The sequence below is a fragment of the Bartonella sp. P12B genome, assembly GCF_055796185.1.
In genome coordinates, this window is sequence record NZ_JBTTDI010000020.1 from 1 (window position 1) to 11835 (window position 11835).

12 protein-coding genes are annotated in these 11835 nt (G+C 42.6%); 2 read left to right on the forward strand and 10 right to left on the reverse strand.

The features are described 5' to 3' along the window. Positions 1–166 precede the first annotated feature (166 nt). From AC0QT1_RS07850 to AC0QT1_RS07895, 10 genes are read right to left on the reverse strand one after another with little or no spacing between them, the layout of a single operon-like run. Positions 167–1174 (reverse strand): phage tail protein, encoded by a 1008-nt coding sequence (locus AC0QT1_RS07850; protein ID WP_473202038.1) that lies wholly within the window; start codon positions 1172–1174, stop codon positions 167–169. 7 nt (positions 1175–1181) lie between these two features. Then, on the reverse strand, positions 1182–2189 hold the full coding sequence (locus AC0QT1_RS07855; RefSeq protein ID WP_473202039.1) for a tail fiber protein: 1008 nt from the start codon (positions 2187–2189) through the stop codon (positions 1182–1184). Between the two features lie 7 nt (positions 2190–2196). Further along, positions 2197–3204 carry a phage tail protein gene (locus AC0QT1_RS07860; protein ID WP_473202040.1) on the reverse strand — a complete coding sequence of 336 codons (1008 nt, stop codon included), beginning with the start codon at positions 3202–3204 and terminating at the stop codon, positions 2197–2199. A gap of 11 nt (positions 3205–3215) precedes the next feature. Then, positions 3216–3881: a transglycosylase SLT domain-containing protein gene (locus AC0QT1_RS07865; protein WP_473202041.1), complete on the reverse strand. Its 666-nt coding sequence runs from the start codon at positions 3879–3881 to the stop codon at positions 3216–3218. Next, positions 3878–5911: a glycine zipper family protein gene (locus AC0QT1_RS07870; RefSeq protein WP_473202042.1), complete on the reverse strand. Its 2034-nt coding sequence runs from the start codon at positions 5909–5911 to the stop codon at positions 3878–3880. The genes AC0QT1_RS07865 and AC0QT1_RS07870 overlap by 4 nt, the downstream gene beginning before the upstream one ends. Continuing rightward, a complete protein-coding gene (locus AC0QT1_RS07875) occupies positions 5912–7285 on the reverse strand; it encodes a hypothetical protein (protein WP_473202043.1) in 1374 nt (457 codons plus the stop codon). Positions 7286–7321: 36 nt separating this feature from the next. Beyond that, positions 7322–8245, reverse strand: a complete 924-nt coding sequence (locus AC0QT1_RS07880; RefSeq protein WP_473202044.1) for a hypothetical protein — start codon at positions 8243–8245, stop codon at positions 7322–7324. Next, positions 8235–8672, reverse strand: a complete 438-nt coding sequence (locus AC0QT1_RS07885) for a hypothetical protein (protein WP_473202045.1) — start codon at positions 8670–8672, stop codon at positions 8235–8237. The genes AC0QT1_RS07880 and AC0QT1_RS07885 overlap by 11 nt, the downstream gene beginning before the upstream one ends. Beyond that, positions 8672–10129, reverse strand: a complete 1458-nt coding sequence (locus AC0QT1_RS07890) for a hypothetical protein (protein ID WP_473202046.1) — start codon at positions 10127–10129, stop codon at positions 8672–8674. Before AC0QT1_RS07890 ends, AC0QT1_RS07885 begins: the two co-directional genes overlap by 1 nt. A 1-nt stretch (position 10130) precedes the next feature. Next, entirely contained in the window at positions 10131–10835 is a 705-nt protein-coding gene (locus AC0QT1_RS07895; RefSeq protein WP_473202048.1) for a phage adaptor protein, read from the reverse strand. Positions 10836–10898: 63 nt separating this feature from the next. Between AC0QT1_RS07895 and AC0QT1_RS07900 the strand changes: the two genes are divergently transcribed. Next, positions 10899–11207, forward strand: a complete 309-nt coding sequence (locus AC0QT1_RS07900; protein WP_473201293.1) for a type II toxin-antitoxin system RelE/ParE family toxin — start codon at positions 10899–10901, stop codon at positions 11205–11207. Further along, the gene (locus AC0QT1_RS07905; RefSeq protein ID WP_473202047.1) at positions 11188–11469 is read left to right on the forward strand and encodes an addiction module antidote protein; all 282 of its coding nucleotides are present in this window, start codon (positions 11188–11190) and stop codon (positions 11467–11469) included. The genes AC0QT1_RS07900 and AC0QT1_RS07905 overlap by 20 nt, the downstream gene beginning before the upstream one ends. The last annotated feature ends 366 nt before the right edge of the window (positions 11470–11835 follow it).

Here is an 11835-nt window from a genome sequence, read left to right on the forward strand (position 1 = left end):
TATTGGCATCATGATTTGCTTTTTATGCTCTGTTTATAGATGGCTATTGTTTGTAAAAAATGGTCAATTGAATCATGCATAAAAGTGTGGATTCTAAAGAGGATTCATATAAAATAAATGCACTCAATATATTGATTTTATTGTGTTTTTTGCTATTATGTCTTTCCTAATAGAGAAAATTCGCAAAAGGACTCCTGATAAACCAAGGCAAACGAGCAGCCGGTTTATCTTTTTCCGTAAACCAAAAAGGAGCCTTATGTGGCTTAAGGAAGTCCATTATTTCATCAGAGAATACTTCACATAACGCTGAGGAATCCCCACCTAAACCAGCACACACATCATCCCCTCTCTTCTCCCTCTTCAAAGAACTCTCAGAAGAAGACACTTCTCGCTTCTGGCGGGAAGGACGCTGTGAGGACGAAGGACTAATAAAATGATCATGAGATTTTAAACAAAAACCTTGAAGACTTGCAAAAGAACGCCAAGGATCAACAGCACGCCCATCATCCAAACCACGCAAAAATACTCCTCGCAAATCCGGTACATTAAAGGTGCTCACACCATCTCCCTCCCCCCAAACCGTCCCTATCGTCAAAAAAAGATCCCTGTAAGCCTCGCGCGAATAAGCGCGCCCATCGCAAACAAGCCAACCAGAAGGTAAGCTTTGCATGGCAAAAGGACCAATAAGACCACTAGGTAAACGCTTTAAGGAGGTCGATTTTTGTATTGTGGGATTGAGAAGTTGCCAACCGCTTATTTCTTCATCATACACCAAACTATAAAGACAGCCCTGTTGGATCTCGCCCCCTGTAAGCTGGACAAGACCTGTTTCTGTTGCTTTGTAAACCGGTTTACTTGCTAACCCATTCAAGGAAACTGTTGTTGCTCCAGTAGTCGTGCATGGAGAGTTAAAGCGCAACAATATACCTGTCTGATACTTGGAAAAACCTGTGTGACTGTTCAAATAAAGTTCTATCTTTTGCTGTTCAGGATAAACCTTAAACGTGCTTGTAACAGCTCCTCCGATATCTGATAAATACTCTCTTACCCTCTGCATCATGACACGCGCACTGTTATTCACCGTATTGGGGGCTTGTCCTTCTGACCAATTAATCAAATCATCAGCACCACCATTCTCTGAGTCCGTTAAAGACCAATCATAAATCGTTGACATCTAAACCTCATGTTTTGATCGCAAACACAACCGACACATTGATCGGACGCGTCTCTCTCTCTCCTGACCCTTCCAAAACAACTTCTTGCATATGAAGATGGGAATGGGGAAAGGCAAGCTTATGGTGAACACGGATATCCTCTGGCCTGACGCCCAGCCGTTCTGCAAGTTTCAATCTTTGCTGCTCATTAAACTCATAACCCCAGAAAATCGTGAGATCCCCATGCCAACGTTCTGACTCCCCTTCACTATTCAAAACTGAAAAGCTCTCTCCACCATGATCATGCACCTTGAGGCTATCTTTCTGTAACGTGGCAAAACTACGCCAAGGATCAACCTGACGATCATCATCCAAACCACGCAAAAAAACACCACGCAAGTCCGGAACATTAAACTTCGTATGGCTACCACCTCCACCCCATCTGGTCCCGATCGCTTCATACAGAGCACTATAATCACTGCGTAAATACGCCTTCCCATCACACAATAACCAATCGGGGGGTAAAAACTGCATGGCAAAAGCCCCTATCGTGCCCGAAGGATAAGGGGAAATAACGGGAACAGCGGGAATGGGGGTCGGATTCAAAAGCTGCCAAAGCCCGTGATTATAAACGACGCTATAAATACAACCAGGTTGGATCTCGCCTCCTGTTAAAAACTGGGCTCCAACTTCTGTGGTTTTATAAACATCCTTGCCCTCTAATCCATTCAGGGAAAGGCTCGTCCCTCCAACATTCTTGCCCTTGGACTTAAAACGCAAAACGATATCATTATTATAGGCTAAAAAATGGGATTTGCTCTCAAGCCTAATCGCTGTTCTTTGCTGCGCTTCATCATTCGTAAAAACACTTTCAAGGACACCACATGTATCTGTAAGATACTCTGTTATCCTTTGCATCATCACGCGCGCACTATTGTTCACCGTGCTTGGTAATTGTCTTTCTAACCAACCGATCGCATCATCACTGTAGCCATTCTCTAAAGCCGTTAAAGACCAATCATAAATCGTCGACATCTAAACCTCATGTCTTAATGCCAAAAACAACCGAGACATTGACCGGACGCATTTCCCCCTCGCCTGTCCTTTCCAAAACAACATCCCGCCGATCATCAAGGGTATAGGGCTCAACAATATATCCGTGAATATTCTCACTCTCTATGCCCGTAAAATTGGATAAAACACCCCCCTCAAATAAACGGAGCCGATGACCCAACACATCGGTCGTATTGCCATCCCAATAGTTTTCGGTACTGGTAAAATGCGAAAAAGAAATCTTCTGACCCTCATGCTGGTGGGACTGCATTAAATCTGTCTGAATACTGGCAAAACTACGATCTGGATCAATTTGACGCCCATCATCTAAACCACGCAAAAACATCCCACGAAAATCAGGGACATTAAACGTCTCTGCACCATCCCCTTCCCCCCAAACCGTCCCTATCGCTTCAAACAATCCACGATAGGCACTCCGAGAATACGCCTTACCATCGCATAACAACCAACCCTGAGGAACATGACGCATCGCAAAAGTTCCTATAAATCCTGACGGGTAAAGACTGGTGTCAAAATCTTCCGATGAGCGAACTGGTGTCGGATTTAAAAGATGCCAACCATCATCGCTATAAAGCAAACTATAGACACAACTATTTTGGATCTCTCCTCCCGATAATGGCTGCGCTCCTCTTGCTGTTGCCTTATAAACAGTTTTCTCCTCTAACCCATTCAACGAAACCGTCGTGAACCCTACATTCTTGCCCGTCGCTTGAAACCGGATAAAAAGACCTGTCTGATACTTTTTAAACTGTGATTTGCTTTCAATCCTAATCTCTGTCCGCTGTTGCTCTTCATGAACCATAACGACCCCCTCAAGGGCTCCTCCCGTATCCGATATATACTCCCTTACCCGTTGCATCATGACACGCGCACTGTTACTCACCGTATGGGGGAACTGCCCCTCTGACCAATCAATCAGATCATCAGCACGGGTATTATCGGACGCTCGAAGCGACCAATCATAAATCGTCGACATGTGGCTAAATCCTATATCCTAGAAAACGGACCGTAAAATGCTCTCATAAAGTCTGACAGCAGAGGGGTGTCTTCAGCACTCTCCTCATCTTCTCCAACCTCTTCCTGTGAGGCTAACAGAGCCCTTAAAACATCAAGAAAATTCTCTCGATTGCCAAATCCCCCCTGGGTGACAGGGCTTCTATAAACAGCAGCTTGACGGGAAGGTTGCTGTCCACCATACATTTGCAAAACATGATTGACAAAATCACCAGCACGCATCCCTGTCTTCCCGCCATTCAAACCAATGGCATTGCTGCCAACAATTTGCGCCGCATGGGCATGGGGGTTTTGCAAAAGACGCGCGGCTCCCCCTGCCCCTTGTTGATGCGCTAAATATAATTCTGCCTCACTCGGTGCTCGTCCCAATACACGGCTTAAATGATTGCGATTATCCCGTGTAAGCCTGCCCATGGCATCAGCTGCTTGTACTGGATCAAACCTATCCTGCAAGCCATATTGCTTGGCTGTGCTGTCTATAAATTGATACAGACCACCAGCAGAGGACCGCGGGTTCCTTGCATTCGGATTCCCACCACTTTCAATCTGTGCAACACGATACAAATAACGCTCAGGCAAGCCATAACGCGCTGCCGTCTGCCGTATCGCTTGATCGATAGAAGGACTATAGCGGGTCATTTCGCATACTCTATTGAAGCACTAGGACCTAATCCTTTTGCTAGACCTCTAGAAATAACTTGTACCATTTCATCTGTTAATACTCCCGCTTTATGCCATTTCAAAGCACTTTGAATCAGTTTAGCAATTTCCTCTGGTGCCATCTTTTCAACTCCAAAAGTTGCTAATTTCGCTATACCACGCTCTATCTCCTGCCTTGCCTGAAAAATTTCTTGTGAATTAGGATGATGCACCATATTCCGTACGACTCTATAAGCTTGAACAGGCCAAGTGAAAGGGTTAGAAAAATCAGTGCCATCAAAAAGAGAAAATTCAGGAGTCCCTGTAAATTCATCAAAGCCCTTCTGTGCTGCATCAGAATAGAACTTCTCCTGATCTACAGCCTTCTTAAAAGTATCAAACCGATGAGGTTTCATGATCCTTTTAAGGTTCTCAGATGCAGCCTGCTGTTCTAAAAGCTTTATGAGTGCATTAACACCCCCATCGTTTCCATATAATATACTGCCTAATTTATTTCTCACCCCCATACGATAGGCATTCTTTGTATGATAAGCATTCTTTTTATCTCTCAATATGCCTTTAATAATATTTTCTCTGACTTCATCCCTCACTTCACTCTTTTCAAGCCTGTTCTCAAGAGCCTGCTTGCCTTTATCAAAGCTCTCTGCAAAGACTTTGTATTTCTCAGCACTTGCACGTGCTGTTTTATACGTAGGTGAAATTTCGTCTGTTATTCCTACCAAAGCTTCTTTAATCGATTGATATTTAGAAGCCTTTCGCATCTCACCAAAATTCTTATGCTTTTGAATCAATTCATCAATAACTTTTTTGGTTTCATCAAATAATTCCATCGTAGGCTTATAGTTGATATGTTTAAAATCTTTCGAAGAAAATACCTGAGGATTTGCTTTACGCATGTCATCTGTTAAGTTTTGGGCTGCTTGATTGACAGCTTTTTTAAACGATTTCTTTTCAAAAAGCTTATCAAGAGCTGGATAATACTTCTCACCTATTGGAGTTGCCATCGCCTCTCTATAAAGATGTCCGTATGCTTTTTCCCCACTCTCTTGAAGGGCTCTTTCAAAAGTATCATTATGTTGATAAGATGCAATTTTCTCATCCATAATATCATCAAGACGTTGGACAGAACCTCCTAATCTTTTCTCATGCGCTTGTTGCACAATATTATGAACATCTTCATTCGTTTTAGACGCCTTAAACAAAGCCTGTCGTAGTTTTGGATTAATATCTGTCAAAAACACATTAGGTTCAGAACCAAGGCGCTCAGTAATATCTTTAACTTTACTATCGTAAAGATGACTAGCAACTTCTCTCAGTGCTTTATTTGGAACTTGCTGATGAACAGGATTAAAAGCTCTCTCGATAAGAGGAGAGTCCTTTACAAGATTTTTCATATAACGAGCCGCCTTAGAAATTCCCATTCCCCCTAAAGAAGCAACCGGTGCCAAAGCAGCACCACCAAGACCACCGGCTAATGCGGAGTTCACCGTATCATTGTAGCCTTCTCCTACTCCAGATCCATGCAAAGCTCCAGAACCTGCTCCTACAAGAGCTCCCTTACCCAAATTACCTAAGGTCGAACCTGCTCTCAAAAAATTTAATCCAGGAATCCCAAATGATGCTACTGTTGGTAAAATAGAACCAGCAACATAACCAAGAGAAGACATCCATGGATGAGCCTTTTCCAACGCTTTCTGGTAAGCACGCTCCTTTGCTACTCTTCTATTATAGACCTCTTCTGCTTTTTTATCACCGCTCCAATAAGCCGTAAAACCTGCTTCTTTCGCCGCTTGGATCTCATCACTATAACCTGCCGTTAAACCGGATATCCCATGGGTTCTCAATGCATCCCAAACACCAAGATCTTCATCAGCAAATGAAATATCATGTTCTGTTTGTGGTTCTTCTCCTGCCGGTTTCTCATACTCATTCTTAGGAATACGACGAATAACTCTTATACCAGGACCAAAATCAGGAAAATCTTGATGAGAATTATTATGATTAACCATTTATCTATCCTTAATAATTTCGTAACTATCATCACCATAGTGCACGATAGCTGTATCCCCAACACGAAGATTTTTAATATCTCCTGTGTCAATCGCAACGGGTAATTTATTCCCTTCTTGCTGAGTTTTAGAATCCTGCCCCGATGTAACTTTCCTCACATTCTCTTCTGTCAATTGGATGGTCTTACTCTCTAACAAAGACAACACATTTGATTTCATTTTTCTCAAAATATTATCTATTGCTTTCAACCTACGCAACAGCTCTTTGCCACCCAATCTATAATCTAGACTTCCTAAATAGCTTTGTAATATATTAAGTTCTTTTTCTGTAAGATTTCCAAGACCAGAAGCACCATTGCGTGAATACTGTCTCATGGTTTCTAAACGATCAATACCTATGCGACCTTTAATCGAATCTAGCAGTGATTTCATATCACGGTGTTCAGGGACCCCCACATACGCTTGAACAGAAGCCAAATTTCCCGTACTCCAATCAGGATCTTTTTTCACATAATCCATAAAAATCTTGATATCATCAAGCATATTACTACGAATAACTTCACTATTTTTAAGTTCTATCATTTGACGTTGACGATCCAATTCTTCTTTAGAAGAAAGACCATTGCCGTCGTTTACTTTTTGTCCCCAAAATGCATTAAGAGCAGCCTTATTTCCAGCCATAAAACGTGCTTCTTCTTCACTCATGCCCTGTGCTTTTAAATACTCGACTGTTTGGTTAACTTGTTTTCTCTCTTTATCGCCTTTATTAAGATGCTGAACACCACTTGCAAGCGCATCCCATCCTGAACCGCCTGATGGTGCTGCTGCCATACCAGCAAAAAGATCCTTCAGTTTCTCGTAAGCATCTGACTGAAAAAACTTATAAGTATTGGACTGTAAATATTTATCTAAATCTGTCGGTTCTGGAGGCGGTGTTGGAGATACGGGCGCTAATGGTTGCGTTTGGGATTGCATTTGTTCATTAACATGAGGTTTTAGTTCTTGTGGAGCATCTTCTAGTGCATTTGGCATAGGTGGATGATTACCAACACCAAGAGGCATTTCCGTTCTAGGAGCCGTATAGGGCATAAACGGTCCATATGGATTCAGCATATTCTGTAAATAGGGGTTGGATGGGGCATGTGCTTTATTTATATTAATACCCAGTATATTCTTCTCCAGACCACTCCCAATCGCCCCACCAATTACTACAGGATTCTTCAATCCTTGTTTCATTAATTGTCCCAATCTTTTCGCCCCTGTAACCATTTTTGGAGCTACTCGGGGATAAAGATATCTAAAAATATGAGGCCCATATCTTAATGCCGCCCCAGTTGCTGCCCCAGCAGCTAAGCCTAATAATGGAAATGCCATCACGCTCTCCTGTAATGCTATTAATTAATTTATCCACTATGCTGACTGATTTTTAAGAAACGGATAGAGCCAATGTGCCCCTCCTGCAAGCGCTGCTCCCGCTGGACCACCAACCATATAACCGAAAGCCATCGGTGCTGCCTGAAGTGCAAGAGAACCTATAGTCCCTGCATTTTGCCAAGGATTATTGCCTGCAAGCTTAGAAATTGTACCCTTATTCATTGTTGTGCCATAGTTTCTTGCAAAGCCATGCCCTGCATTCATCAACATGTTCAACCTATTCCAACCGCTATTGTCTTGCTCCATCCAACGTTCTCGATTGGCATCAACAAGGCGTTGATTGTAATCATCAAGAAGGGATGAGCCCTGCAACGCATTGAAATAGCTGTTGCCATAACCTTGTAAGAAGTTATTCGCTGCTCCCAACTGGTTCTGATTGTATTGGTCAATCATCGCATTGGCTTGCATCATGCGTTGCCAATCCTTATCATACTGATCTGCCATAGCACGGGCATAAACAGAGCCGCTGCCTTTCCGCAACTCATCCTTATGATCTGGCGTTCCATAGCGACCAATCCCTGAGAAATATCTGTTAATTCTACTTTCTACATCATCCAATCCTTCTTGAAGCACCTGACCAAAATACGAATTGGGCCCCATTAGACCACCAGATGCAATCAACCCAAGATTTCTTGCTGATGATGTTGGGTTTTGCACTAAATTCATCAGAGAATGATTTTGATATTGATAAGGCATGCTCCCAAGTCCTCCAATGGCTGAGGTCGTTGGAAAACTCAAAGGCGCAACACGCAGTCCCCCATAAACATTGCCACCAGCTCCCATGTTATAAAGGCGCGATGCATCCGCACTCCCCTGCCTAAAAAGGTTCTCTGCCCAAGAAGGGGGGGCACTCCTTTGCACCTGATTGGTTTTCGTTTCTTCTGGTCGCCTACTCCCCATGTTCTAATTCCTTCCTGAAGTAAATCATATCTATCCCATAACCTTGCTTGCTTAACGCCCGTCGCCATCCTAAACGACCCAAGATCTCCATTTCACAAGCGCCATTCTCACGCGCCCAATCTTCTACAAGCATCAGATTGTCGATAAGCTCTAACCCACCACGACCGCAACAATCACAAACCAAAGCACGCTTCTTGCCCAAAACCGTCATCTGTATTTGCGTTGTTACTGCCAATAAAAACTGATCTTCATCATCAAGCACCAGCCACAATTGTTTCTTACCATTGCAAATCTCTTCGATAAGCTGTTGCAAAGTAAGCTCGTGCTTAAATCGCTCTACATATTGACAAAAGGCTGCAATTATCTCTTCTAGATAAGGGGCTATGCGCTCCTTATCCCAACAAGAGGTAAGAAACACTTTAGCCATTAGCGTCTGCCCAAAGACCGTATATCCGCATGAAACCCCGTGATATGGCTCCAACTTACTCCCGCTGGAATGCGCAATTTAAAACGGTGATAACGATTGCGTGATCGACCATGATACGCACCTGTAACAAAGGAGCAGATCCTTTCATGATGCCATGTCATCGGTGTCTGACGGTCGCGAACACTCCGTTCCCCTATACTCAAAAGCCCCTCTAGTGTATCAACCTCGGCAAACATCTTGCTGATAAAGCTAAAGCTCCCATCAGGAGATCCCATCTCTTGCGAAACAATAACAGCTTCCATCGGGGCGCCTGTAAACACGACAAGCCTGTTTTGCGCATCAAAAGCTCCAAGAACGGGGGCTCCACTTTGCCAAATGGCACTGTCTAGAGATGCCGGTAAGCTCTCAAGACTTGTCGAGATCTCATCAAGCTGCTCCAATGTATAACCTGCCGTAAAAACAGGAAACAACGTGAACAGCTCTCCTTGGATCGTTGACCATTTCTGCAAGCCCCAATCATATACAAAGGTGATTTGTTGATTATTTCCACGCTTTAAAGACCAATAAACACGATTATGAATAGGATCGACGACTCCTTGCATCTCATCAAGGGCAAGCTTATCAAAAGTCGTGAACACCGTCCGATCAACCTTTTCAAAACCGATCGGCAAAAGCTGACCATCAGCACTCACTTGATAAAAACCACCATCTCCAGCAAAAAAAGCATCACTGCCAAAACAGGCAATAGCTTGTGCACTCCTTGCTCCGCGCTTGTCTTGTATCTTTTGAAAAATAAAAGGAACTTTAGAGCCCAACATAAAGGAACCAGCATAGATAGCAGAACGCAGAAAAACCAAGGGATTAGAGGATTCCGTGGCCCCTTGAACAACTTCTCCATCATGAAAGTCATGATAAAAACAATCTTTTTGACCTACTGTCCAATGGGTTGCATCGTTCAAACCGGACCAATGAACACGATTAGGATGATCGGTTAATTGCATCAAACATAAAAAATCACCCCAAACCTTGACCAATCCTGCTTTGGGGGGATTGCCCTCTAAATCTGCAAATCGTTCAGAACTTTTGATCTTGAAAACTTGGGGTTTATCATTTTTGTTGACCGCAATAATCGATTCACCAAACAATGCAAAAGACCATTTGTTCTCTTCATTCGCTTGGTAAGTCACACCAGTTTGACTGATATCTTTCCAACCCCGCGTTTGACTATCATAAGCATAGAGCTTTTGTGCTCCCCCTACGATAATTTTGACCCCATCGCCTGTTCTAAAGGCTATCGAACCTAACGGCTTTTCCTCCAAAGGAGCAGAAACAACCGTAGCACTGGGCATCGGTAAATAACAACCATCGGCGGGTAATACATTCACAAGTGCATCGGTAAAGTTGCTGTTAACAACCGCAACATCCGGTCTGTAATCAGCTATCGGGAAATAAACCATGTTAGAAATCCGTTGCCTCTATTCTTGTAACGTTATGGCGTTTAGAAGTCTCAGCGCGTAATTCCTGCAACTGTTCATTAAAATCACTGTAAGCAGCCACTGCACAATCGGGTTCTTTGAGAATATTCTTATACAATTCATATTTCGCACGTGCCTTAATCAGATCAAAACCATGCACAAACCATGGGTGTTCCTGATCAATCGTCTCAAGCTCTTCCAAACGCATCGGTGAGAGGATGAGTTGAACCCGATAGACTCTATCTGGTATGGGATAGAGATACAATTTCTTATCAAAATAACTGTAACAAACCGGCGTTCCTTGATGCCCTGAGGACAACGAACTCTCTATAGAAAGATGATCTCTTCTCTCCAATTCAGACTTGTTAGAGCCTGAGGTAAGGAACACATTTTTAATTTGCACTGCCGTTTCAATATGAGAGCTATCAGACCGATCGTAGCTCCCCTTGCCCACCTGTGTGGTAAAAGTGACATGACGGCTTTCATTAAAGTAAAATGTTTCCCGTTCACAAAACCGAATGGCGGCAAAAATACTTTCTTGGATTTGAGGAATGTACTCATCCGTGACATCATCAATCTCATCCTGAATAACCGATACAAGCCTTGCAAAGGTTCCCCTATGACGAAAAACATCTTGCCGCTCTTGTATCGGTCCACCCGTCCTTATCCTTATATAATGACGTGACATCATGAAACCTTTCAATGAAAATTTACTCTTGACCTATTATCATCTGTGTACTATAGTATACACATGATAATTATTCATAAAACTATAGAATTTGATACTTGGCTTAAGAAACTCAAAGATAAAAGCGCTAAAGCTATTATTCTTCAACGTGTTGTACGATTAAAACAAGGTCTTTTAGGTGATGTTAAATTTTTTCATGGTATAGGTGAATTACGTATTCACTATGGTGCGGGTTACAGGATTTATTTCACTCAAAAAGGCTCTGATTTTATTCTTTTGTTATGTGGTGGAGATAAATCAACGCAGAAAAAAGATATTGAACAAGCTCTAAAATTAAAAGAGGAGTACAGTGATGAAAACAACCCCATTTAAACCAGAGGAATATCTTGAAACCACTGAGGAACAACAAATATTTCTCAATGAAGCCTTCAAAACCGGTGATGCGGCGCATATCGCTGATGCTCTTGGTATCGTTGCCCGTGCGCAAAATATGAGTGCACTAGCAAAAGAAACAAACCGTGAACGCAGTGGTTTATATCGCGCTCTTAGCAAAACAGGTGACCCTAGACTTTCTACTTTAGTTGCTGTGCTCTCTGCCCTTAATTTGCAATTAACCGTACAATCTGCTCCATAAATCAGTGAGGGAAACGAACGTCTCCCCTCACAATTTAACGATTAGTCACAAATTGCACGACCACAACGCCCTCACCAGCGGCTGTTGTTTTGTCTCGTGTTGCATAAAGCGTAAGCTCTTCATCATAAGGGACAAACTCTTTTTGAGTGGTGGAGGCAAAATCTTGCGTCCCTTGCGCTTTGATATCCTTTTCTGTAAAGAAATGGTATTATATAAAAAAACACAATAAAGTCAATACCTTGATTGGATTTATTTTATTTGAATCCACTTAAGAATCCACACTTTTATGCACGATTCAATTGACCATTTTTTACAAACAATAGCCATCTATAAACAGAGCATAAAAAGCAAATCATGATGCCAATG

Bases quoted from the DNA above. Each gene is read 5' to 3' on its own strand.
- AC0QT1_RS07850 (WP_473202038.1), bottom strand. From the start codon at position 1,174: ATGTCAACGATTTATGATTGGTCTTTAACGGACTCAGAGAATGGTGGT.
- AC0QT1_RS07855 (WP_473202039.1), bottom strand. From the start codon at position 2,189: ATGTCGACGATTTATGATTGGTCTTTAACGGCTTTAGAGAATGGCTAC.
- AC0QT1_RS07860 (WP_473202040.1), bottom strand. From the start codon at position 3,204: ATGTCGACGATTTATGATTGGTCGCTTCGAGCGTCCGATAATACCCGT.
- AC0QT1_RS07865 (WP_473202041.1), bottom strand. From the start codon at position 3,881: ATGACCCGCTATAGTCCTTCTATCGATCAAGCGATACGGCAGACGGCA.
- AC0QT1_RS07870 (WP_473202042.1), bottom strand. From the start codon at position 5,911: ATGGTTAATCATAATAATTCTCATCAAGATTTTCCTGATTTTGGTCCT.
- AC0QT1_RS07875 (WP_473202043.1), bottom strand. From the start codon at position 7,285: ATGGCATTTCCATTATTAGGCTTAGCTGCTGGGGCAGCAACTGGGGCG.
- AC0QT1_RS07880 (WP_473202044.1), bottom strand. From the start codon at position 8,245: ATGGGGAGTAGGCGACCAGAAGAAACGAAAACCAATCAGGTGCAAAGG.
- AC0QT1_RS07885 (WP_473202045.1), bottom strand. From the start codon at position 8,672: ATGGCTAAAGTGTTTCTTACCTCTTGTTGGGATAAGGAGCGCATAGCC.
- AC0QT1_RS07890 (WP_473202046.1), bottom strand. From the start codon at position 10,129: ATGGTTTATTTCCCGATAGCTGATTACAGACCGGATGTTGCGGTTGTT.
- AC0QT1_RS07895 (WP_473202048.1), bottom strand. From the start codon at position 10,835: ATGTCACGTCATTATATAAGGATAAGGACGGGTGGACCGATACAAGAG.
- AC0QT1_RS07900 (WP_473201293.1), top strand. From the start codon at position 10,899: ATGATAATTATTCATAAAACTATAGAATTTGATACTTGGCTTAAGAAA.
- AC0QT1_RS07905 (WP_473202047.1), top strand. From the start codon at position 11,188: ATGAAAACAACCCCATTTAAACCAGAGGAATATCTTGAAACCACTGAG.